The sequence below is a fragment of the Actinoplanes sp. SE50/110 genome, from assembly GCF_900119315.1.
Lineage (GTDB): Bacteria > Actinomycetota > Actinomycetes > Mycobacteriales > Micromonosporaceae > Actinoplanes.
Genome location: NZ_LT827010.1, coordinates 1,214,128 through 1,237,483, shown reverse-complemented (window position 1 = coordinate 1,237,483; position 23,356 = coordinate 1,214,128). Strand labels below are relative to the sequence as shown.

The window sequence follows — 23,356 nt, the reverse complement described above, 5'->3', positions numbered from 1 at the left end:
CCCTTACCGGTTGGGCGGTTGAGGGGGTAAAGTGTGATTAACGGACGAAGCCCCCCTTCGGTTACTCCGTTCCCCCCGGTAAAAGGGGCCCTCCACGTCGGCAGCGCGGAGGGCCCCTTTTCGGCTTCCCGGCAACCCCACCGCCCGCACCGAAGCCGCGAGGGCCATCGATCGATGGCCCTCGCGGTCACTTCCGATTGCGGCGGTACGCCGTGATCACCCCTGTTCCGGCGTCCCCTTGCCCCGGTTGCGCGCCGAGCCGCGGCCGCCCGCCGCCCGGCGCCGCTTCGGCTCCCCGGTCCCGGCCAGCAGCTCCGCCGCCTCCTCCCGATAATTCGGCATCCGCGGCGCCGGCTTCGCCACTTCCACAGCGCCGGTGTCCGCAGCGCCGCCGGCCTCCCCGGCGCCCGCAGCCTTAGCGTCACCGTCGGCCTGCCCGGCGCCGCCAACCTGCCCCGCGCCGCTGACCTGCCGCGCACCGACAGCCTGCTCGGCACCGCGGGCCTCTTCCCCGGTGCGGCCAGACTGCGGGACGCCATCCGTCCTGCCCGCGGCGCCCCGTGCGGCAGGCTGGCCGCTGTCCGACGTGCCAGCGGACTGCCTGACGACGGCCGGCTTCTCGGCCGCCGGCCGGGCGGTCCGGGGCCGAGGCTTCCGCGCCACCGGCGACACCTCGGCGGCCTGGGCCACGGCCGGCGCCACCGAGCCGGCCCCGGACCCGACGGAGGCAGTCCCAGCCGCGGACGGCTCACCCGATGCCGCCGGGGTTTCCGTGGATCCGGCAGATTCCGGGGCGGCGGGCTCGTCGGCCGACGTCTGCGAGGCCGCGCGGGCGGCCACCGTCTCCGCCGCCTTGAGCCAGGCGGCCGGCACCTTCCGGGCGACGGCGGACCCGGACTGCCGGCCGGCAGCTCCGCTCAAACGATCCTGGGCGCGGGACAGCGGGTGGTCCGGCTCGGCGGTCCGCTTCGGCTCGGCCCGCTTCACCGCCGGCTTACCCGCCTTCTCCAGCGCATCCGCCCGCGGTCCCGCCTCGCCACCCGGCCGGTCCGACTCCGCGGCGCTCCCCGGAACCTCCGACGCCTCGCCATCGATCCCGGCCTCAGCGGCATGGAGGGAGGGCCGCTCCGCCGCGGAGGACGGCACCCCCTCCGACCCGCCGGCCTTCACCGTCTGGGATGCGCTGGAGACCGGGTTCGCCCCCGCGGAGTCACCGGCCTCAGCCTTCGCCACGGCCGCGGAGCCGCCGGCCTCGACCAGCTCCCCGGCCTGGGAGCTGTCGGTCCCGACCACATTCACGGCCGCGGAGCCGCCGGCCTCAACCAGCTCCACGGTCTGTGAGCTGTCGGTCTCGACCAGCTCCACGGCCGCGGAGCCGCCGGCCTCGACCAGTTTCTCGGTCTCGGGGCGGGCGGGCTCGGCCGGAACAGCTTCCGTGTCGGGGACCGGAGCGGCCTCCGCCTCGTGGATCGACAGCCGGCGCTCACCGACCCGAGCGGACGGCACCGGCCGGGCGGGAGTGCTCGGGTGCCGAGTCGGGAACGGCACGATCGGCGTCTTCGGTTCGTCCCGCTTCTCGGTCTCCGGAGCCGGCTCGCCCGAGGCGTTCCGCTGCTCAGTCCCGGACACCACGCCCTCGATTGCCGGGGCATCCCCGGTCACCGCCGCGGTGGCCTCGACGGCAGTCTCTCCGTCGACCGCCGCGGTGTCCACCGATTCCGGCTCGTCCTCGACGACAGCTCCCGCAGCAGATGCGGGCGAGACCGCCGTCCCTGAAGCCGACACCTCAGTCGCGGCCGTGTCACCGGCTGCCGGGTCAGTGGTCGGCGTCTGGTTCGCGGCCGGGCCGGCGTCAGCCGGAGAAGTGACGGCAGTCGCGGTAGCGGCCTCGTCGGGGGCGGCCGTGCCGGTGGTGACGGCCTCCTTCGCGGTGGGCTCCGTGGCCGGAGCTTGAGCCGGCACCGCCTTCGGGGCGGTTCCTGTAAGGGCGGCCCTGCTGTCCCCGGCATCCGCGATCTCGGTGTCCTTGGTGTCCAAGGCGTCCTTGGTGTCCAAGGCGTCCTTGGTGTCCAAGGCGTCCTTGGTGTCCAAGGCGTCCTTGGTGTCCAAGGCGTCCTTGGTGTCCAAGGCGTCCTTGGTGTCCAAGGCGTCCTTGGGGGCCGCGACCTTGACCGCTCCGGACGCAACGGCGATCTTGGCAGCGCCCATCGCGGCTCGCGACGGCATGGCCTGCGGCTTCGCCGCGGCGACGGCGGTGTCGGCGGTGTCAAACGTGTCAGCGGCGTCGGCGGCAGCGTCAACGGTGTCAGTGGACCGAGCGGCGCTGGACTGCCGACCAGGTTCGAACCCGGCGTGGGAGGGTGATCCCGCGGTCGACGGGTGAGCGGCGGACTTGGGCGAGGGACGGCTGCTGCCCATCCGGGTCAGTCCGGTCGCCGACCAGTCGGTAGCACTCGGCCCGGTGAGCAGCGCAACCCGCCGGGGAGCCGGAGCCGGCCAGGCCCCGCGGCCGTGCCCGGGCTTCCCTTCTCCGCGCCGCGTGGCCTCGGCCGACTCCACCTCGCCGGACTGCACGTCAGCCGGCTCAACGCTGGTCGACGTGCCATCAACCGTCGCACCCTCAGGCTGCGAGACCTCAACCGTCGCACCCTCAGGCTGCGAGACCTCGGTCGTCGCGGCTTGGGTCTTCGCACCCTCGATCGGCGCGACGTCCGCATTCATGCCATCGGTCGATGCAAGCCCGCCGGTCATGGCCGCGCCCTGCACGACCGCGGCCGACGTAGCGCCGCCGGTCACGGCTTCGGGCTTCCCGGCCTCGACCGACGTCGCCTCGACCGGCTGAGCAGGAACAGCTTCGGCAGGTTCCGCGTCGGATGGTGCGGCCCGGAACGCGGTGTCCGCCTGCTTCGCCGGTGTGACCCCGGTGGCGGGCGCCGCGCGGTGGCGGGCTGCCTCGCGGAGGGCCGCGGCGGCCTGGGCCTCGGTCTGGCGGGCGCGTTCCGGGGCAGTCTGGGCCACCCAGGCACCGACCGCGGTGGCGTGGAATTCCGGCAGGTCGGCCGCGGCCGCGTTCCGGCGGCGACTCTGCCGGTCGGGGCGGGTGCCCGGCAGGGCGGCGGGCAGGCCGGCCGGTGCCGGTGTCTCGCCGAGAAGGCCCAGCGGCCGGCCGGGTGTGAGCGCCGGTGCCGCGGCACCGGCGAGGCCCGTCGCGTTCGGGCCGGCGGCCGGAGCTTCCGCCCGCTGCCGGTTGCCCGGTGCACCGCCGGGGGCCTTCACCGGTCCGGATGCGGATTCCGCGTCCTGACCGGTCATGGACACAGGGGCCGCCGCGGATTCCGCGCCCCGGCCCGCCGCGAACACAGCGGCCGCCGCGGATTGCGCGCTCCGGCCCGCCCCGAACACAGCGGCCCCGGCGACGTCCACGGAGGCCGGGTCGGCCATCGAACCCCAGGGGGCCGCCGATCCGTCCATCACGGCCGGACCCGAAGCCGCCGAGTCGGCGATCGGCTCGGAACCCGGGGCCGCCGACGATCCGGAGGGGACCGCCCGGCCCGCGGCCGGCGCTGAACCCGCCGAAGCGGACTCGGTCGCGGAAGCCGGGGACGGGACGGGCAGAGCGCCGGGGACCACGGGGGTCAGGGCGTTGGGGCGGATGCTGGTCGCGGTGTGCGAGGCGGAGGCGGCTGATGACGTACCGCGCAATCCGGAGGTGACCGGGAGGTGCTCGCCTTCCGTGCCGCCGGCCTTCTTCGGCGGCCAGGCGAACTGGGGCAGCGCCGGCGGCCGGGCCGGCTGCGAGTCGGCCAGGGTGCGCGGGCGGTGCGCCCCGTCCGGCCCCCCGAAGACGCCGGTGAGGGTGTCGCTGTCGCGGTGGCTGCCGGGGAGACGCTGGCCGAAGGCGCGCTGCAGCAGGCCGGCGTGGCCGGCGTCGTCGCCGTGACCGAATCCGACCAGGCCACGCCGCATCAGCGCGAGCGCACCGGCCGGGTTCAGGCCATCGGTGGTGCCGCCTTCCAGGGCACGCATCGGCAGCGGCGCACCGATCGCCTTCATCAGGTCGGGGACCTGGCTGGGTTCGACGACGTAGACGATGTCGCGACGGCGGCCGGGGGTGGCCAGGACCACGACACCGGCCATCAGGAGGATGGCGCCGAGGGTGAGCAGGGCCCAGGCGGCCGGGTCGAGCCAGCCGGGGCGGGCTTCGACGGTGCCGTCGAGGCGCAGGCCGCGGGCGCCGGTCGCGTTCATGATCACCAGGCTGTAGTCGCCGGAGGCCGTCTCCGGGGTCCAGCGCAGCGCGCCACCGCCGGTGCTGGTCCAGAAGCTCTGGTGACCGGGGGCGGACGGCAGCCCGGTCGAGCCGTCGACCCGGGTGGCGGTGATCGGCAGTTCGCCGGTGCCGACCTGGACGCCGCTCACCTCGGTGTGCGGAACGTCACGCAGGTAGTCGTCGACATCGGCGGCCGGCGCCAGGCCGATGAAGGCGGGACCGCCGGCGGTGAGCGCGGTGACCCGCAATTCGGTGCCGCCGATCCGGGCGAACGACGCGTCGTCGCGCAGTAGCCGGTCGACGTCCGGTACCACGATCGCGTACCCGGGCGCGTCGAGTCGCTGCAGCTCAGCACTGAAAGCGCCGCCGGCGTCGCGGTGCCGGAGGACGGCCCACAGGCATCCGCCGGCCAGCAGCGCGGGCAGTCCGATCGTCAAAAGCAGCATGCCGAGGACCGGCCGGATCAGCCGCATCGTTCATTCCCCCTTCTCGGGCCCCACTGCGCGCACCATACCGAGGCAAATATCCCCAAAGTGGTCAAACGAGCAGGCAGCCCTCAACAGATACGGCAAAGGCCCGGTCCGTTACAGACCGGGCCTTTGTCGCACAAGGGAATCAGCGGATTTTCACCGTCGCGGTGAAGGTGGTCTGATCGATGTCGGACGTGCGCGCGGTGAACTTGAACGTCCAGTCGCCGGCCTGCGGCAGCGCGAAGTCGCCGATCGCGTGGAAGTCGGTGATCCGCAGCAGGGGAACCTCGATCGGTTCGATGCCCGCGGACGGCAGCGCCGCGGTCGCCTTCCACTCCAGCACCGTCTGCGGTTTGTTGTCCGGGGTGTACGCATACACGTGCATCGAGTTGTTGCCCACGGTCGCCGGATAGATGTCCATCTGCAGCGTCATGGTCTTCTCGGTCAGCGTCTGGGAAACCGTGGTGTCGGTGGTGGTGTTCTCCGACGCCTCGGCGGTGCGTGGCGGCGCGATCTGCACCAGCGCCGAGGTGACCCCGAGCACCACGGCGGTGACCGCGAGCTCGGCCAGCACCATCCGGCGCAGGACGCGCGGGGACTCCTCGGCGGTCCGGTCCCTGACCAGTTTCCGGGAGTACGCCGCGATGCCCACCACCAGCGCGGCGAGACCCGCCTTGACCAGGATGAGCCGGCCGTACGTGCTGGTGAACAGCCCGCTGAGGGTGGAGATCTCGATCAGCGCCTGGACCACGCCGGCGAAGATCAGCGCGCCGACCGCGGTGAACGCCCAGCGCGACCAGATCGGCAGGATCGCGGTCAGCTCCCGTGCGTTGGCCCGGGGCAGCAGGAACGCGAACAGCATGACCAGCCCGCCGAGCCACACCGACATGGCGGCCAGGTGCAGCGCGTCCAGCACCACCGAGACGCCCGCCACCGGGGACGCGGTCGGGTGCCCGGTCAGCGGCCAGGTGGCCAGCGCGGCCACCCCCAGGACACCGAGCAGCGCCAGGTCGAGCCGGGACTCGCCGCCCGCGCCGACCAACAGCGGGCGCAGCAGGAACGCGGCGGCCACCACGACCGCCAGCCGGACCAGCATCACCGCGCCGAACGTGCTGCCCAGCACGTCGCGCAGGTCGCCGACCCGGACGTCGAAGAGGCTGGTGCCCAGCGTGTACGGCGCCTGCAGCCAGATGGCCAGCACGGTGCTGCCGGTGACCAGGCCGATGCCGGTCCAGATCAGCCGGCCGGGGCCGCGGCGGGACAGCCGCTGCGGCCACAGCAGGGCCAGCACGAGCACCGGCCCGACCAGGAGCACGAGTCCGGCGTACCCCAGATATTTCCCGACCGGGATGAGGGTCCGGACCACCGGATCGACCTTGACGTTCGCGGAGTCGTCCGCCGAGGGCGGCGTCGACGGCGCGCCCACCGAATAGCTGAACGTGCCGCCGACCGGGTGCGAGTCGGCGGAGATCACCCGGAAGGTGACGAGGTAGGTCCCGCGGGCGCCGCCGGAGCGCAACGGGATGGTCACCCGGGAGCCGTCGACCGCCGGATCGCCCTGGTCGGCGCGGGAGCCGTCGGGCGCGACCACCCGGATCTTGCCGGAGATCAGCTGCACCGACTCGCTGAAGGTGAGGGTCACCTTGTTCGGCGCGTCCGGCACGATCGTGCCGGTGCCCGGGTCGCTGCTGACCAGAGCCGCGTGCGCGCTGGCCGGCCCGGCCGAGAGAAGGACCCCGATCAGCCCGATCAGGAGTCCGAGCAGAACGGTCGCGCCCCGGCGTCGGTCAACGGTCATGACGGCCATGCTCTCTGATCGCCTCCGGGAAGACCACACGCGGGTGGTACGTGCGCAACACGCGGCCGGTTCGGGTCCCGGACGATGCGCGTACGATGCGGCTCGTGACCGATGGTGAGCACGAGACGGACGAGACCACCGCGCTGGCGCTGGCCGCCCGCGCCGGCGACCCGGTCGCCCAGGCCGCGTTCGTGCGGGCCACCCAGACCGAGGTGTGGCGATTCACCGCCGCGCTGGTCGACCCGGGCGCCGCGGACGACCTCACCCAGGAGACGTTCCTGCGGGCGTTCCGGGCGCTGGACTCGTTCCAGGGCCGGTCCACGGTGCGCACCTGGCTGCTCGGCATCGCCCGGCGTGCCTGCGCCGACCACCTGCGGGCCGTGGTGCGCCGCCGCCGGCTGGATGTGCGGCTCGCCGCGCAGGCCGCGACCGAGGCGCCGGCGCCCGACCCGGCGCACCGGATGACCAGCGCGGACCTGCTGAGCAGGCTGAGCGACGAGCGGCGGACGGCGTTCGTGCTGACCCAGGTGATCGGCCTGTCCTACGCGGAGGCGGCCGAGGTGGAGGGGGTGCCGGTGGGCACCATCCGCTCCCGGGTGGCCCGCGCCCGCGACGAATTGATCACCGCGGTCGCCCGGGCGCAGGCGAGCTGACTGAGAGTTTCCTTGGGACCGGAGATGGTCGGGAACCAGGGCCGGATCATCGTCGTCTAACGGGCGTGACCATGGAAACCACCACGCGCGCATCGGCCTGGCCGTGGGTCTCCACGCTGGCCCGGCTCGGGCTGGCCGCCGTCTGGCTGATCGCCGGCGCCACGAAGATCGGTGACCTGGCCGAGTCGGCGCGGGCGGTCTACGCGTACCACCTGATGTCCTATGACGTGGCCAAGGTCGTCGGCGGCGTGCAGCCGTTCCTCGAGATCGCGCTGGGCCTGCTGCTGCTGGCCGGCCTGTCGACCCGGCTGGTCGCCGGGATCTCCGCGGTGCTGCTGGCCGTCTTCATCTTCGGGATCGCCTGGGCCTGGGCGAAAGGCCTGCGCATCGACTGCGGCTGCTTCAGCACCGGCGGCGATCTGGCCGCCGGCCGCGCCACCGAGTACGGCTTGGACATCCTGCGTGACCTCGGTTTCCTGGCACTCTCCGGGATCCTGCTGTGGCGGCCACGGACCCGGTTCTCAATCGATGGCGTGCTGATGGGGGATGCGTCGTGAGCAAGGGCAGCCGGGACCGCGCGGTGAAGGCGCGGCAGATCGTCGAGCGACAGCGGGCGCAGGAGAAACGCCGCAAGGTGACCCTGTGGACCTCGGTGGCCGTGGTCGCGGTGCTGGTCATCGCCGGCTTCATCGGGTATTCGCAGCTGTCCGGCACGGATGACGGCAAGCTGGTCACCCCGAGTGTGGCGGTCGACGAGGGCACCGCGTTCGCGGTCGGCTCCGGCCCGGTCACCGTCGACCTCTACGAGGACTTCATGTGCCCCAACTGCAAGAACTTCGAGGGGTCCAGCGGCGCCACGCTGCGGCAGATGGCCACCGCCAACAAGATCACCCTGCGGTATCACGTCGTCTCGATCCTGGACCGCTCGTCGAACGGGACGCGGTATTCGACCCGGGCGGCCGGCGCCGGCGCGGCGGCGGCCGAGGACGGCAGGTTCCCCGAGTTCCACGACGTGCTCTACGCCAACCAGCCGCAGGAGGGCAGCGACGGCCTGTCCAACGCGAAGCTGATCGAGCTGGGCAAGTCGGTCGGCTTGACGAGCGACAAGTTCGCGAACGCGGTCAACGCCGGTACCTATGAGGCATGGGCGACGCAGAACACCGAGACGTTCTCCAAGCGTGGCTTCAACGGCACGCCGACCGTCGTGGTCAACGGCACCCAGCTCAAGGGTCCGAACGACACCGTGCCGCAGCTCGACCAGATCACCCAGGCCGTCACGAAGGCGGCCGGGTGAGACGGATCACCCTGATCCTGGCCGTGGCCGGCGCGATGATCGCGCCGGCCACGCCCGCGTTCGCGCACGGCGGCGAGGGGGCGAACGTGACCTCCTACCGCACCACGGTCAGCGGGATCAGCGACCCGATGCGCGGCCTGTCGGTACGCACCGTCGAGGGCGGGGCCCGGCTGGAACTGACCAACGACACCGGCCGGTCGATCGAGGTGCTCGGCTACTCCGGCGAGCCGTACCTGGAGCTGCGCCCCGACGGCGTCTACCAGAACCTGGGCTCCCCCGCCGCCTATGTGAACCGGACCCTGGCCGGCGACACCCCGGTCCCCCCGGTCGCCGACCCCACCGCACCGCCCAGCTGGCAGAAAGTGTCCGCCGGCCACACGATCCGCTGGCACGACCAGCGCACCCACTGGCTCGGCACGGTCCGCCCGCCGCAGGCGGTGACCGACCCCGGCCATGCGCACCGGCTGCGTGACTGGACGGTCCCGCTGCGCGACCAGGTCCGCCTCTTCGCGATCCGCGGCGCGCTGGACTACGAGCCGCCGCCGGCCACCTGGGCGTGGTGGGCCGGCGTGCTCCTGCTCACCGCGGCCCTGACGGCCCTGATCCGCTTGCGCCCACGGGTGATCCCGCCACTCGCGGTCGTCTCCGCTCTTTCCATCCTCGCGTACGCCGTGACCCGCGGCCTGGACGGCGCCGGTTGGTCCGGCGTCCTGCTCCTGACCGCCGCCCTGGCCCTCGGCGCCGCCTGGAAACACCCGCCGTTCTACCTGGCCCTGTCCGGTTTCGTGATCGCCGCCTTCGCCGGTTTCGCCAGCTCCGACGTCTATCTGGCCGCGGTCGTCCCGGCCACCGGCCCCGGCTGGCTCGCCCGCGCCTGCGTCACCGCCACCCTGACCACCGGCGCCACCCTCGCCCTCACCGGCCTCCTCCAGATGCGCGCCGCCGTCCCCGACCCTGCCCCCGCGACTAGGGTGTCGTAAGGCGACAGCCGGGCCGGCCAGGGGAGGACATTCGGTGTATCTGCACCGCCTACGGATCAGCGACGTGCGCGGCTTCCATGGTTCCCACGAGGTCGACCTCGGCTTCGAGCTTTCCGCGGACGGCGAGCCGACCGACCGCTATCCCGGCTTGGTCGTCATCGCGGGGCGTAACGGGTCGGGCAAGACGACACTGCTCCGGGCCGCCGCCACCGCCCTCGCCGGGCCGGAGGTCACCAACAGTTTGACCGAAGGCGTCCGCGACTGGGTGACCCACGAGGCGGCGACGGCCGTCGTGCACGCTGACATTCGGCTGGCCGGAGATGAGATCTTCCCGCCGGAACGCTTCCTCGAGGCACGCCTGCGGTGGCCGCGGACGGAAGGCGCGCGCGCCAGACCGGAATCGGGGCTTGATTCCCGGAGCGAGCAGCACGCGAGAATTTCGCTGTGGCGGTCCAACCCGGAGAGCTGGTTCGCGGCCGGCTACGGACCATTCCGGCGCCTGGCCGGTTCCAGCAGCGAGGTCGCACGCCTGACGGCCGGCGATTGGACCGTCGCCCGGTTCGCGACCCTGTTCCGGGAGGAGGCCTCGCTCGCCGAGACCGTCCACTGGTTGCAGCAGGTCAACTACCGTGCCCGGTCCGGTCAGCAGCGGTACGCCGACATGGAGGGCTTCCTCCTCGCCCTGTTGAACGACGGGCTCTTTCCGGATGGACATGCCGTCGACCGCGTCGACCCGGATGGACTCTGGATCGCCCGGCAGTCCGGCCCACCCATGTTGATCGAGGAGATGAGCGACGGCTACCGCAGTGTCACCGCGCTGATCACCGACATCGTCCGGCAGATCAGTGACTGCTTCCGGCTGGGCGTTCCGTGGACCGGGGAATACCCGCCCAGGGTGCTGACGTCGGGGATCGTGCTGATCGATGAGGTCGATGCGCACCTGCACGTTTCCTGGCAGAAACGGATCGCGCCATGGCTGCGGGAGCACTTCCCGAACATCCAGTTCATCGTGACCACGCACAGCCCATACATCTGCCAGAGCGCCTCCCCCGGCGGTCTCATCCAACTTCCCGGCCCGGACGACGATTTCGCACCCCGCGTCGTCGATGACGAGCTCTACCGCCGAGTCGTCAACGGCAGCGCCGACGACGCCGTGCTGACCGAGCTGTTCGGCCTGGAATCGCCATACTCCCAGCGGGTCGACGAACTCCGTGCCGAGCTGACCCGGCTGGAACGACTGGCCATCCGCGGCCACGCCCAAGCCGGCGACCTGGAGAAACTCGCCGAGCTGAGCGAGGAGTTGTCGCCGTCGCCGAGCAGCAGGGCCCGCGACGTCCTCGGCGGGGAAGCGTGATCCCGTTCGCCCGCCGGCCCCTCCCGGGCTCCCTCTCCACCAGTCTCGCCGCCAGAACCAGGCAGCTCAGCGGTAGCACCAGCCCGTACCAGGACGCGCGGAAAGCGTGGAAGACCGCCACCACCACGCGTCGTGGCCTGAAGACACACCTGTGTGTCAGTTGCGCCCGACCGGCTTTCTGCATGTACTGCCACGAGAGCCGGGGCACCGACGTCGACCACTACGAGCCGATCAGGCGGGCTCCGCTGCGAACCTTCGTGTGGGACAACCATCTGCTCGCCTGCGCGTACTGCAATCAGCAGGCTAAGCAGGAGGTGTTCCCCCTCGACGGGAACGGACAGCCGCTTCTGCTGGATCCGTCCGTCGACGACTCGGCCGATCACATGACATTGCTTTCGACCGGGGTCTTCGAAGGGCTGACCACGCGCGGGGCTGAAACGATCGAGGTGCTGGGCTTGAACAAGCGGCCCGAGCTTGTCCGGGCGCGGACCGTGTCCTGGCGCGGTGTGGTGCGGGTGTTCGATCAGGCCGCTCTGCACGGAGGCGTGCTGACCCCGAACGACCTGGAGGACCTGCGGTTCCTGCCGGTAGTGGACGCTTTCCACCACTTCGCGCATGACGTTGTGGCGGGGCGGCTCGGGTTCAAAGGCGTACGGCCCCATGTGGTGACTTCTGCTGACGCGAACCTGGCGGTGATCCGCGGCCTCTTTCCCGCATGTCGCCTTTAGACGAGGGCCGGGTCACCGGACGGGAGCGCGAAGCTGCCCGTTCCGGTGCGGCGGACGCGGTGGGTCAGGCCTGAAGGGCGATGTCGTCGACGTTGACGTTGACGGCCAGCACGCGCAGGCCGTAGCTCTGCACCGCCTCGGTGACCTTCTGCTGGACGGCGGTGACGACCTCGGCGACGACCGTGCCGGCGGCCAGGACGACGACCACGTTGATGGTGGCGGTGCCCTCCTTGACGTCGGCGCGGACGCCGCGGCTCGCGTCGCCGACGGTGTCCAGGCCGACCCTGTCGAGGACGCTGTTGAAGAAGCGGGCGACGTCGCCACCCAGGTCGGCGACGCCGGGGACGGTGCGGGCGGCGGCGGCCGCGATCTTCTCCACCACCTCGCCGGAGACGGTGGTGTTGCCGTTCGCCGTGGTGCCGCCGGTGGGTTCGGTCATGGCCTGTGTACTCCGCTCTCGACACGGAAGCGCGACTCGCGACTCCGCCGGGGAGCGTACTGAAGATCCGTGGCGGCTGGCCAGACCGGCATTCCCATGTCCGCGGGAGCACATCGGAAAGCGCACTGTCCACCGTGTCTTCACCAGGGAAAGCCGTGCGGGCACGGCCTGCCGAAACGGAATCCTCATGCGGCCTCTACCAGCGGAAACGTGGCATATCGCGGGGTTCGCGGGGCGACTACTGTGAAGTCAACGGCCCTGGGAGGCGTCATGGACAACGATCACTACGGCGATGAGCTGACCCTCCGGTTGTCCGGCATCGCCGACATCAGCGCGCTCGACGACGACGAGGTCTTGACCCGGTTCATGCGCGACCTCGTCACCCGGATCGGGATGACGGTGATCGCCGGGCCGCTGGTGGCCACCGAGGGCGGGCCGCCGGAGAAAGCCGGGAAATCAGCCGTGGTGATCCTGGCCGAGTCGCACGCGGCGATCCACACCTATCCGCACCTGCGGGAGATCTTCGTCAACGTCTTCTCGTGCAAGCCGTTTCGGGAGACGGACGTGCTGGCCGCATTCCACCGGCTGGTCGGCGACTACTCGGTCACCGAGTACACGCTGCGCCGCCGCGGTGAGCAGTGGCCCCGGGACCTGACCGCCGCGGAACGCCTGTGGAGTGCCCGCCGCGCTGCCTGACCGGGCACGCGGTGCCACCGGAAGCCGGGCGGGCGGCACTAATCTCGGTGCCATGACTGACAACGTGCGTCTCAGCGCCGGCGACGCCGCGCCCGACTTCACCCTGACCACCGACACCGGCGAAAGCCTCTCGCTGAAAGACCTGCGCGGGCGCAAGGTCGTGCTCTACGCCTACCCGGCCGCGATGACGCCCGGCTGCACCAAGCAGGCCTGCGACTTCCGGGACTCGCTGGCGTCGCTGCAGGCCGCCGGATACGAGGTGGTCGGGATCTCTCCGGACAAACCGGCCAAACTGGCGAAGTTCCGCGACCAGGACGCGATCACCTTCCCGCTGGTCAGCGACGAGGACAAGAGCGTGCTGACCGCGTACGGGGCCTTCGGCGAGAAGCAGTTGTACGGCAAGACGGTGACCGGCGTGATCCGCTCCACCTTCGTGATCGACGAGAACGGGGCGATAGAGCGGGCCCTCTACAACGTGAAGGCCACCGGGCACGTCGCCAAGCTCCGCCGCGACCTCGGCCTGGACTGAGACTGTCCGAACTTCGGGAAAGTCCGCAAGTCGGGGCCCGGAACGCCGATGAGGAGGGCACTCCACACGGCTCCGTCACCACCGGTGCGGACCGGGTCCCCGGCTCACGGCGGTCGTCATGCGGTACCAACCCGCAAGGCGGCCGCCGTGCACGGCGATGGGAAACGGTCAGAACCGAGGAGCCACGGTACGGCCTGACCGTTTAGACTCCACCCAACGCTCTGCCCCGTGACGGGCAGAACGAGCGGGAGTGGCGAAATCGGCAGCCGCGCGGGTTTTAGGTGCCCGTGCCCGAGAGGGCGTGAGGGTTCGAGTCCCTTCTCCCGCACGAGCGGAGGGCGGAGTGTGTCCGCGGAAAGCGCGGACCTGGCCCGCTCGTCATGCCGGCTCCGGGGGCCGAGCCCCCGGAAGCCCCGCGTCACGATGGGCGCGGTGGGCGGATCGCGCGCGGTGGGGGGTCGTCACTCACCGAACCCGACGCCGACAGGGCGCGTCATCCACAGGATGCGTTATCCACAGGTTGTGCACAGGGGTTTTCGGGTTGGCCGTGCCCAACAGCGGATGGTGACCCGCTTCAGCTTGCGCGGATGTCAGCCGCAGCTGGTTGTGGCGTCGGCGGCGGCGAGGAGTGCGTCCTCGGTGGTGCCCGGGACGGCAACAGCCGAAGCGGGCAGCGGGGCCACCGAGGACGCGGACGGGGTAGCGGCCTTGGGGGCGACCGACCCCGACGGGGACACAGCAGGCTTGGCGGAGGCGTTCTTCTTGGCGACGGTCCCGTTCTCGACGATCGCGGAGCGGCCGCTGACCGACACGCCGGTCTTCTGCACCACGCCGGGTTTCATCGCGATGCCGGACACCGTGGTCGTGATGCCGTAGACGTCGGTGATCTTCAACCGGTACGGCCCGGAGCCGGCCCCGCCGTCGATCAGCCAGTAGTTGTAGTCGGTGCGCTGCGCGCTCCGGAACGTGCCGCCGGGGCCCGCCACCTTGACCGACGACAGCAGGTTCGCGTGGTTGTCGATGCGGGCGGCGAACCAGTACCGGGACGCGCCCTCCTTGATCCGGACCGTGATCGGTCCGGGGACCCGCGGGTTGGCGACCAGCTTGTACTTGATCGGGATGATCCCGGCGACCTCGGCACCGATCTTCTTGAACGCGGTATGGCTCAGGTCCAGGTGTCCGGTGTCGCACTCGGGGCAGGAGTCGAAGACCTTGACCCGGACGGTGCCCTTCGGGCCGGTGACGTCGAGGTACGCCCCGCAGGACGCGCCGCCGGAGTACTCGTCGGGGCCGAGCGCGACGTACAGGTCGTCGGCCGGGACCTCGAACGAGCAGTTGCCGGACGTGCCACCCAGGTCGTAGAAGGTGGCTTTGCCGGTCTTGGTGGTGGTGCTCGGCGGCGCGGCGCAGGCCGATCCGCCGGACTGCAGCACCAGTGCCACGCCGATGATGCCGGCGAGGCCGGCGGCGCCGCCGGCCGCGAGCCATCGGGTCGGGAACGGGCGTCGATGAGCACTCACGCTCAGCGATACTGGTTGCGGATGGCGCTCGCGGCAAATGTTCTAAGACTCTCCTAAGACATATGTACCGCTAATGAGTGCCGCGTCACTCCAGCGGTGTCACCGCGTCACCGGGACGTACCACTCCGCTCCGGCCGGCCGCGAGGTCCGGGATCAGTTTGACCCCGAACATCAGGCCGCCATCGATCCGCCGGTGCCGGCCGAGCACGTGCAGCGGCTGCCGGCCGGTCTCACCGGTCTCCTGGTCGATGGTGACGACCAGGCAACGGGCACAGTGCTTGGCCACCCGGAAGGTGACCTCGCCGATCCGCAGCCGGCCACCCAGCCAGCCGTCCTCGGCCCAGGCGGGAGCACCGGTGACCACCAGATTGGGGCGGAACCGGTGCATCGGGACCGGATCCTCGCCGGCCTCGGCCAGCCAGTCGTTGACCGCGTCCAGCGACGCCGTGCTGGCCAGCAGCAGCGGGTAGCTGTCGGCGAAACTGACCCGGTCGCTCGGCAGGGCGCGGTCCGCGATGGTGCGACCGGTCGGGTCGGCCTGCCAGGTCAGCCGGGCGTCGCGGCCGAGGAAGGCGCTGCTCCACTGACTCTCGGCAACCCGGGCGGGCACCTCCGGCTTGTTCCGGAACACCCGGACACTGATCTTGGCGCCGGCGGCCGGCTCATCGATCTCCAGGTCAGGCAGGCCCGGGGCACTCAGGCGCAGGCCGCCGGGCCTCGGGTGGACGGCGAGCTGGGTGAGCCGCGGCTCGTCGCGTTGCGTCAGGCCCACCCCGTCGGGGTCGACCATCATCCACCGGCGGTCGCCCGCCAGGCCCCAGGGCTGAACTTCGGCCTCGGCGTGGTCCAGGCGATGACAGCCTTTGACCGGATACGTGTGCAGGTCCCTGATCCGCATGCCCCCAGCCTTTCATGGCTGCGCCCGACCGAGGGCCTGGCGTGTGAAAGTTTTTATGCATAGGCTGGCCTGGTGAATGACGGAGTGGTCAGGACGGCGGAGCGGGTGCTCGACCTGTTTCAGGGGGCGCGCCTGACCCCGACCCAGCGGCGGATCGCGCACAGCCTGGTCGAGCACGCGGCCAAGGCGGCCTATCTGTCGGCGGCCGAGGTGGCCGAGATCGCCGGGGTGAGTCAGCCGTCGGTGACCCGGTTCGCGATGGCGCTGGGCTACTCCGGATATCCGGCGCTGCGCCGCGAGCTGCGGGCGCTCGCCTCGGACGCGCCGAGCGAGCCGGGCGGGGAGAACGCGATGCAGCGGGCGGTGCTGGCCGAGACCGAGCATCTGCGCCGGCTCGCCGAGGAGCTGCAGCGGCCCGGCGATGTGCGGCGGGCGGCCGAGCTGCTGGCCGCCAGCCGGCCGCTGCCGGTGCTGGGATTGCGCGCGGCGGCTCCGCTCGCCGCGTATTTCGGGTATTTCGCCGCCAAGGCCTTCCCCGATGTGCGGGTGCTCGACAGCGGCGGGACCGGGTTGTACGACCGGCTGGATCAGGCCCGCGCGGCGGGCGCCGGTGCGATGCTGGCGATCGTGCTGCCGCGTTACCCGCGCGAGTCGGTCGAGGCGGTCCACGAGGCGAAGGCCGCCGGCTTCGCCGTGGTCGCGATCACCGACTCGGCGGTCAGCCCGGTGTCCGAGGCGGCCGACGTGGTGCTGCCCGCCGCGGTCGGCACCCAGCTCGTGTTCGACCTGCACACCGGGCCGATGGCGATGGCGATGGTGCTGCTCGAGGCGATGTGCGACGCCGCTCCGGAGCCGGTGCAACGCCGGCTTGAGGAGTTCGAGGCGTCGGCCACCCGCCGGAACATCTTTGTGGCGTAGGGAACAGGGGAGATGACCAGGATGGACGAGATCCGGGCACCGCGTGGCACGTCGTACACCGCAATGGGCTGGCCGCAGGAGGCCGCCAAGCGGATGCTGCTCAACAACCTCGACCCGGAGGTAGCCGAGCGGCCGGAAGATCTTGTGGTGTACGGGGGAACCGGCCGCGCCGCGCGCAACTGGCCGTCGTTCCACGCGATCGTCCGCGAGCTGGACACGCTCAAGGGCGACGAGACGCTGCTGGTGCAGTCCGGCAAACCGGTCGGGGTGCTGCGCACGCACGAGTGGGCGCCGCGGGTGCTGATCGCCAACTCGAACCTGGTCGGCGACTGGGCCACGTGGCCGGAGTTCCGCCGGCTGGAGCAGCTCGGGCTGACCATGTACGGGCAGATGACGGCCGGCTCGTGGATCTACATCGGGACGCAGGGCATCCTGCAGGGCACGTACGAGACGTTCGCCGCCGTGGCCGCCAAACGCTTCGGCGGCGACCTGGGCGGCACGCTCACGCTGACCGGCGGGTGCGGCGGGATGGGCGGCGCCCAGCCGCTCGCGGTGACCATGAACGGCGGCGTCTGCCTGATCGTGGACGTGGACCGGACCCGGCTGCAGCGTCGCGTCGACCACCGGTACCTGGACGTGATCGCCGACTCCCTGGACGACGCGATCAACCGGGCGCTGGACGCCAAGTCCCGGAAGGCCGCCGTCTCGATCGGCATCGTCGGCAACGCCGCCGAGGTCTTCCCCGAGCTGCTGCGCCGCGGCGTCGCGATCGACATCGTGACCGACCAGACCAGCGCGCACGACCCGCTGAGCTACGTGCCGATCGGCGTCGACGTGGCGGACGCCCTGGACTACGCGCGGACCAAGCCGGAGGAGTTCACCGAGCGGTCCCGGGCCAGCATGGCGCAGCACGTCCAAGCCATGGTCGGTTTCCAGGACGCGGGCGCCGAGGTGTTCGACTACGGCAACTCCATCCGCGGGGAGGCCCAGCTGCACGGATACGGCCGGGCGTTCGACTTCCCGGGGTTCGTGCCGGCGTACATCCGGCCGCTGTTCGCCGAGGGCAAGGGCCCGTTCCGCTGGGCGGCACTCTCCGGCGATCCGGCCGACATCGCGGCCACCGACCGGGCCGTGCTCGACCTGTTCCCGGAGAACGAGCCGCTGGCCCGGTGGATCCGGATGGCCGGTGAGCGGGTCGCCTTCCAGGGGCTGCCGGCCCGGATCTGCTGGCTCGGCTACGGCGAGCGGGACCGGGCCGGGGTCCGGTTCAACGACATGGTGGCTCGCGGCGAGGTGTCCGCGCCGCTGGTGATCGGCCGGGACCACCTGGACTCCGGGTCGGTCGCCTCGCCCTACCGGGAGACCGAGGCGATGCTCGACGGGTCCGACGCGATCGCCGACTGGCCGCTGCTGAACGCGCTGGTCAACACCGCCTCCGGGGCGAGCTGGGTGTCGATCCACCACGGTGGCGGGGTGGGCATCGGGCGTAGCATCCACGCCGGGCAGGTGTGCGTGGCCGACGGGACCGCGCTGGCCGGGCAGAAGATCGAGCGGGTGCTGACCAACGACCCGGCGATGGGCGTGCTGCGGCACGTGGACGCCGGGTACGAGTCGGCGTGCGCCGGTGACGTGCGGATTCCGATGCGCGATGAGTGACTTCGCGAGGCTCTGGGGAGAGATCGCCGGGATCGGGCGCGCTTCCAGCGGAGGATATCTGCGGTACGCGCTGACGCCGCCGGAAATGCGGCTGCGGGAGTGGTTCCGGGGTCAGGCGGGGTCGCGGGGGATGACCGTGACCGAGGACGGCAACGGGAATCTGTTCGCCTGGTGCGGGGAGCCGTGGGCGCCGGGGACCGTGCTGACCGGCTCGCATTTCGACTCGGTGCCGCACGGTGGCGGTTACGACGGGCCGCTGGGCATCGTGGGTGCGTTCCTCGCGCTGGACCAGGTCGGACATTCCCGAAATATCGCGATTGGTGCTTTCGTCGACGAAGAGGGCGGGCGGTTCGGCGTGCCGTGTCTCGGCTCCCGGCTGCTGACCGGGGCGATCACGCCATCCCAGGCGGCCGCGTTGACCGACCGGGACGGGGTCAGCTTCGGGGAGGCGCTCGGGAGTGTGCCAACTGGGAAGATCACCTCAATAAGTGACATATCAGCCTTTGTTGAGCTACATATCGAGCAGGGGCGTGCGCTCGAAGTCCCGGTCGGCGTCGGCAGCGCGATCTGGCCGCACGGCCGTTGGCGGCTGGAGTTCGCCGGCGCCGGTGACCACGCCGGCACCACCCGGATGACCGACCGCCGCGATCCGATGCTCACCTTCGCCTACACCGTGCTGGCCGCCAACAAGGAGGCCCGCCTGCTCGGCGCGCACGCCACGATGGGCCGGGTCCAGGCCGAGCCGAACGCCACCAACGCCATCCCGTCGCTGGTCCACGGCTGGCTCGACGCCCGGGCCGCGGACACCGCCACGCTCGACCGGCTGCTCGAATCGGTGATCAAGAAGGCGACCGAGCGGGCCGGCCGGGACGGCACCGACCTGACCGTGGTCGCCGAGTCGGTGACCGGCGAGGTGGCCTTCGACACGGAGCTGGCCGGGCGACTGTCCGCGCTGCTCGGTGACGTGCCGATCCTGCCGACCGGCGCCGGGCACGACGCCGGGGTGCTGTCCGCGCACGTGCCGACCGCGATGCTGTTCGTCCGCAATCCGACCGGGGTGTCGCACGCGCCGGCCGAGGGGGCCTCGGACGAGGACTGCGAGGCGGGGATCGACGCGCTGGCACGGGTTCTGGAGGCGCTGACGTGACGGCCTATGTCGCGCAGTACGCCTGGATCGGCGACGAGGTCAGAGAGAATGTCGGCATCGAGATCGCCGACGGCCGGATAAGCCGGGTATCAACCGGGATTTCGGGTGAAAGGCTGTCGGGTCTCGTTCTGCCGGGGATGGCGAACGCGCACTCGCACGCCTTCCACCGCGCTCTGCGCGGCCGCACCCACGGCGACCGCGGCAGCTTCTGGACCTGGCGCGACCTGATGTACCGGGTCGCCGGCCGTCTCGACCCGGACAACTACTTCGCCCTGGCCCGGGCGGCCTACGGCGAGATGGCGCTGGCCGGCATCACCTGCGTCGGCGAATTCCACTACCTGCACCACGGGCCGGACGGCACCCGGTACGCCGACCCGAACGCGATGGGTCACGCGCTGACCGCCGCCGCCGCCGAGGCCGGCATCCGGATCACCCTGCTCGACGCGGTGTACCTGACCGCCGGTGTCGACGGCAAGCCCCTCGACGGCGTGCAGCGCCGGTTCGGCGACGGCGACTACGACGGGTGGTATTCCCGGTTCGACGCCCTGCGCGGCGGTGGCCACGTCCGGATCGGCGCGGCCCTGCACTCGGTGCGCGCCGCCCCGGCGGACGGGATGGCCGCCTTCGCCGCACGCACCGACGGCCTGCCGGTCCACGTGCACCTCTCCGAGCAGCCGGCCGAGAACGAGCAGTGCCGGGCGGTGCACGGCTGCTCCCCCACCGAACTGCTCGACGCCATGGGTGTCTGGCAGCCGATGACCACCGCGGTGCACGCCACCCACCTGACCGACGCCGATCGCGCGCTGGTGGAGGGCAGCCACGCCTGTTTCTGCCCCACCACCGAACGCGACCTGGCCGACGGCATCGGCCCGGCCCGCGCCCTGGCCGACGGCGGCACCACGCTGACCCTGGGCAGCGACAGCCACGCCGTGATCGACCTCTTCGAGGAGGCGCGCGGCCTGGAGCTGGACGAGCGGCTGGCCACCCGGCAGCGCGGGCACTTCACCGCGGCCGAGCTGATCACCGCGGCCACCCGGGCCGGGCACGCGTCGCTGGGCTGGTCCGACGCTGGAGAGATTGCCGTCGGGCAGCGGGCCGACCTGGTCGCGGTGTCCCTGGACAGCCCGCGCACCGCGGGCATCGACCCGGCCGGGACGGTCTTCGCGGCCACCGCGGCGGATGTCACCGACGTGATCGTGGACGGGCGACCGGTGGTCCGCGACGGACGGCATCTCGGCATGGACGTGCCGGCCGCACTGCGCTCGGCGATCGCGGCGGTGCTGTGATGAGCCTGCTGATCACGAACATCGGCGAACTGTTCACCAACGCCGAACGGGACCTGATCCCGGACGCGGCCGTGGTCGTCGACGGCGAACGGATCGCCTGGGTCGGCCCGGCCGCCGAGGCGCCCGCCGCGGACCAGCGGATCGACGCCGAGGGCGCGGCGGTGCTGCCCGGCTTCGTGGACAGCCATGCGCACCTGATGTTCGCCGGGGACCGGGCCGCCGAGTTCGGCGCCCGGATGGCCGGCGAGCCGTACACCGGCGGCGGGATCCGGACCACGGTCCGGGCCACCCGCGCGGCCACCGACGAACAGCTGCGGGCCAACGCCCGGCGGCTGGTCCGGGAGGCGATGCGGCAGGGCACCACGACGATCGAGATCAAGTCGGGGTACGGCCTGAACGTCGCCGACGAGGCCCGGTCGCTGCGGATCGCCACCGAGTTCACCAGCGAGACCACGTTCCTCGGGGCGCACGTCGTCCCGGTCGAGTACCAGGACCGGCCGGACGACTACGTCGGGTTGCTGTGCGGGCCGATGCTGGCGATGGCCGCCCCGCACGCCCGCTGGGTGGACGCCTTCGTCGAGCGCGGCGCGTTCGACGCCGACCAGGCCCGCGCGATCCTGGAGTCCGGCAAGGAGCTCGGCCTGGGCGTCCGCGTGCACGGCAACCAGCTCGGTCCCGGCCCCGGGGTGCGGCTGGCCGTTGAGCTGGACGCCGCGAGCGTCGATCACTGCACCCACCTGACCGACGCGGACGTGGACGCGCTGGCCGGCACCCGGATGGACTGCATGTGTGCGTGCGGCGGGATGACCACCACGGTGGCCACGCTGCTGCCGGGCGCCGAGTTCTCCACCCGCTCGCCCTATCCGGACGCCCGCCGGCTGCTCGACGCGGGAGTGACCGTGGCTCTGGCCACCGACTGCAACCCCGGGTCGTCGTACACCTCATCGATGTCCTTCTGCATCGCCCTCGCGGTCCGCGAGATGCGGATGACGCCGGCGGAAGCGGTCCGGGCCGCGACCCTGGGCAGCGCGCAGGCGCTGCGCCGCTCCGACATCGGCGTGATCCGGCCCGGCGCGCGCGCCGACCTGCTGATCCTCGACGCACCCTCGCACCTGCACCTGGCCTACCGGCCCGGTGTACCCCTGATCCGCACCGTGATCCACAACGGAGTCGTGCAATGACCGTTATCGTTCAACCCACCGGGATCGACCCCGCCGACGTCATCGCCGTGGCCCGGCACGACGCCAAGGTGGAGCTCTCCCCCGCCGCCGTCGAGGCGATGGCCGCCAGCCGCGCCATCGTGGACGGCATCGAAGCCTCCGGCCGCCCCGTCTACGGCGTCTCCACCGGCTTCGGCGCGCTCGCCAACACCTCGATCGCCCCGGAACGCCGGGCCGAGTTGCAGCACGCGCTGATCCGCTCGCACGCCGCCGGGGTGGGCGCGCCGATGCCCCGCGAGGTGGTCCGGGCGATGATGCTGCTGCGGATCCGGTCGCTGGCGATGGGCCGTTCCGGGGTCCGGCCGGTGCTCGCCCAGGGCCTGGCCGACCTGCTCAACCACGACATCACCCCGTGGGTGCCGGAACACGGCTCGCTGGGTGCCTCGGGCGACCTGGCGCCGCTGGCGCACTGCGCGATCGTGCTGCTCGGCGAGGGCTGGGTGATCGGCAAGGACGGCGCCCGGGCGTCGGCCGCCGAGGCGCTGCACACCGCCGGGCTGCGCCCGCTGGAGCTGGCCGCCAAGGAGGGGCTGGCGCTGATCAACGGCACCGACGGGATGCTCGGCATGCTGCTGCTGGCGATCGCCGACGCGGCGCACCTGTTCACCATGGCGGACGTGACCGCGGCACTGGCCACCGAGGCGATGCTCGGCTCGGAGCGGCCGTTCCTGCCCGAGCTGCACAGCATCCGGCCGCATCCGGGGCAGGCGGCGTCGGCCGCCAACATCCACCGGCTCCTGCAGGACTCCGCGATCATGGACTCACACCGGGACGACCTGGCGCACGCGGTGCAGGACGCCTACTCGATCCGCTGCGCGCCGCAGGTCGCCGGGGCGGCGCGGGACACCCTCGACTTCGTCCGGGTCACCGCGTCCCGTGAGCTCGTCTCGGTGGTGGACAACCCGGTGGTGCTGCCGGACGGCCGGGTCGAGTCGACCGGCAACTTCCACGGGGCGCCGCTCGGGTTCGCCGCCGACTTCCTGGCCATCGCCGCCGCCGAGGTGGGCGCGATCGCCGAACGCCGGGTCGACCGGCTGCTCGACGTGACCCGCAGCCGGGAACTGCCGCCGTTCCTGTCGCCGGACGCCGGCGTCAACTCCGGCCTGATGATCGCCCAGTACACCGCGGCCGGGATCGTCGCCGAGAACCGGCGGCTGGCCGGACCGGCCTCGGTGGACTCGCTGCCGACCAGCGGCATGCAGGAGGACCACGTCTCGATGGGGTGGGCGGCCACTAAGAAGCTGCGCACCGTGCTGGACAACTTGACCAGCCTGCTCGCGGTCGAACTGCTGTCCGCGGTGCGCGGACTGCAGCTGCGGGCGCCGATCACGCCGTCGCCGGCCGGCCGGGCGGCGATCGCCGCGGTCGAGCCGTTCGCCGGGCGGCCGGGGCCGGACGTCTTCCTGGCACCGGTGCTGGAGCAGACCCGGGCGGTGATCGCCGCCCGGGATCTCCGGACCGCCATCGAGACGGCGACGGGTCCGCTGGGCTGACCCGGAC

General features: G+C 72.0%; 19 protein-coding genes and 1 tRNA gene. 15 read left to right on the top strand and 5 right to left on the bottom strand.

Going from position 1 to position 23,356, the window contains the following annotated elements:
- Window positions 1–216: 216 nt before the first annotated feature.
- On the bottom strand, window positions 217–4,743 hold the full coding sequence (locus ACSP50_RS05460; RefSeq protein ID WP_014688161.1) for a hypothetical protein: 4,527 nt from the start codon (window positions 4,741–4,743) through the stop codon (window positions 217–219).
- Window positions 4,744–4,885: 142 nt separating this feature from the next.
- The gene (locus tag ACSP50_RS05455) at window positions 4,886–6,547 is read right to left on the bottom strand and encodes a copper resistance CopC/CopD family protein (protein ID WP_014688160.1); all 1,662 of its coding nucleotides are present in this window, start codon (window positions 6,545–6,547) and stop codon (window positions 4,886–4,888) included.
- An 86-nt stretch (window positions 6,548–6,633) separates the two neighbouring features.
- Between ACSP50_RS05455 and ACSP50_RS05450 the strand changes: the two genes are divergently transcribed.
- From ACSP50_RS05450 to ACSP50_RS05425, 6 genes are all read left to right on the top strand, one after another.
- Window positions 6,634–7,191 (top strand): sigma-70 family RNA polymerase sigma factor, encoded by a 558-nt coding sequence (locus ACSP50_RS05450; RefSeq protein ID WP_014688159.1) that lies wholly within the window; start codon window positions 6,634–6,636, stop codon window positions 7,189–7,191.
- Between the two features lie 71 nt (window positions 7,192–7,262).
- Window positions 7,263–7,748 (top strand): MauE/DoxX family redox-associated membrane protein, encoded by a 486-nt coding sequence (locus ACSP50_RS05445; protein WP_014688158.1) that lies wholly within the window; start codon window positions 7,263–7,265, stop codon window positions 7,746–7,748.
- Complete coding sequence (locus ACSP50_RS05440; protein WP_014688157.1) at window positions 7,745–8,485, top strand: thioredoxin domain-containing protein; 741 nt, start codon at window positions 7,745–7,747, stop codon at window positions 8,483–8,485. The genes ACSP50_RS05445 and ACSP50_RS05440 overlap by 4 nt, the downstream gene beginning before the upstream one ends.
- The gene (locus ACSP50_RS05435) at window positions 8,482–9,465 is read left to right on the top strand and encodes a hypothetical protein (protein WP_014688156.1); all 984 of its coding nucleotides are present in this window, start codon (window positions 8,482–8,484) and stop codon (window positions 9,463–9,465) included. The genes ACSP50_RS05440 and ACSP50_RS05435 overlap by 4 nt, the downstream gene beginning before the upstream one ends.
- A 34-nt stretch (window positions 9,466–9,499) precedes the next feature.
- Entirely contained in the window at window positions 9,500–10,819 is a 1,320-nt protein-coding gene (locus ACSP50_RS05430; protein WP_014688155.1) for an AAA family ATPase, read from the top strand.
- Window positions 10,820–11,001: 182 nt separating this feature from the next.
- Complete coding sequence (locus ACSP50_RS05425; protein WP_080127725.1) at window positions 11,002–11,547, top strand: hypothetical protein; 546 nt, start codon at window positions 11,002–11,004, stop codon at window positions 11,545–11,547.
- A 64-nt stretch (window positions 11,548–11,611) separates the two neighbouring features.
- On the opposite strand, the gene ACSP50_RS05420 is transcribed toward ACSP50_RS05425, so the two are convergent.
- Window positions 11,612–11,986, bottom strand: coding sequence for an Asp23/Gls24 family envelope stress response protein (locus ACSP50_RS05420; RefSeq protein WP_014688153.1), 375 nt, complete (start codon window positions 11,984–11,986; stop codon window positions 11,612–11,614).
- Between the two features lie 270 nt (window positions 11,987–12,256).
- Between ACSP50_RS05420 and ACSP50_RS05415 the strand changes: the two genes are divergently transcribed.
- The 3 genes from ACSP50_RS05415 (at window position 12,257) to ACSP50_RS05405 (ending at window position 13,539) form a co-directional block, all read left to right on the top strand.
- A complete protein-coding gene (locus tag ACSP50_RS05415) occupies window positions 12,257–12,682 on the top strand; it encodes an S-adenosylmethionine decarboxylase family protein (RefSeq protein WP_014688152.1) in 426 nt (141 codons plus the stop codon).
- Between the two features lie 52 nt (window positions 12,683–12,734).
- Window positions 12,735–13,211, top strand: a complete 477-nt coding sequence (gene bcp, locus ACSP50_RS05410) for a thioredoxin-dependent thiol peroxidase (protein ID WP_014688151.1) — start codon at window positions 12,735–12,737, stop codon at window positions 13,209–13,211.
- Window positions 13,212–13,455: 244 nt separating this feature from the next.
- Window positions 13,456–13,539, top strand: a tRNA-Leu gene (locus tag ACSP50_RS05405).
- 262 nt (window positions 13,540–13,801) lie between these two features.
- Here ACSP50_RS05405 and ACSP50_RS05400 read toward each other — a convergent pair.
- Both ACSP50_RS05400 and ACSP50_RS05395 read right to left on the bottom strand, forming a co-directional pair.
- Window positions 13,802–14,731, bottom strand: a complete 930-nt coding sequence (locus ACSP50_RS05400; RefSeq protein WP_014688150.1) for an expansin EXLX1 family cellulose-binding protein — start codon at window positions 14,729–14,731, stop codon at window positions 13,802–13,804.
- An 85-nt stretch (window positions 14,732–14,816) separates the two neighbouring features.
- Complete coding sequence (locus ACSP50_RS05395) at window positions 14,817–15,629, bottom strand: MOSC domain-containing protein (protein ID WP_014688149.1); 813 nt, start codon at window positions 15,627–15,629, stop codon at window positions 14,817–14,819.
- 72 nt (window positions 15,630–15,701) lie between these two features.
- Between ACSP50_RS05395 and ACSP50_RS05390 the strand changes: the two genes are divergently transcribed.
- From ACSP50_RS05390 to hutH, 6 genes are read left to right on the top strand one after another with little or no spacing between them, the layout of a single operon-like run.
- Complete coding sequence (locus ACSP50_RS05390; RefSeq protein ID WP_014688148.1) at window positions 15,702–16,547, top strand: MurR/RpiR family transcriptional regulator; 846 nt, start codon at window positions 15,702–15,704, stop codon at window positions 16,545–16,547.
- Window positions 16,548–16,568: 21 nt separating this feature from the next.
- The gene (gene hutU, locus ACSP50_RS05385; protein WP_014688147.1) at window positions 16,569–18,203 is read left to right on the top strand and encodes a urocanate hydratase; all 1,635 of its coding nucleotides are present in this window, start codon (window positions 16,569–16,571) and stop codon (window positions 18,201–18,203) included.
- Window positions 18,196–19,350 (top strand): allantoate amidohydrolase, encoded by a 1,155-nt coding sequence (locus ACSP50_RS05380; RefSeq protein WP_014688146.1) that lies wholly within the window; start codon window positions 18,196–18,198, stop codon window positions 19,348–19,350. Before hutU ends, ACSP50_RS05380 begins: the two co-directional genes overlap by 8 nt.
- Entirely contained in the window at window positions 19,347–20,636 is a 1,290-nt protein-coding gene (locus ACSP50_RS05375; RefSeq protein ID WP_014688145.1) for a formimidoylglutamate deiminase, read from the top strand. Before ACSP50_RS05380 ends, ACSP50_RS05375 begins: the two co-directional genes overlap by 4 nt.
- Window positions 20,633–21,817 carry an imidazolonepropionase gene (hutI, locus tag ACSP50_RS05370; RefSeq protein ID WP_043510869.1) on the top strand — a complete coding sequence of 395 codons (1,185 nt, stop codon included), beginning with the start codon at window positions 20,633–20,635 and terminating at the stop codon, window positions 21,815–21,817. Before ACSP50_RS05375 ends, hutI begins: the two co-directional genes overlap by 4 nt.
- Complete coding sequence (gene hutH, locus ACSP50_RS05365) at window positions 21,814–23,349, top strand: histidine ammonia-lyase (protein ID WP_014688143.1); 1,536 nt, start codon at window positions 21,814–21,816, stop codon at window positions 23,347–23,349. Before hutI ends, hutH begins: the two co-directional genes overlap by 4 nt.
- The last annotated feature ends 7 nt before the right edge of the window (window positions 23,350–23,356 follow it).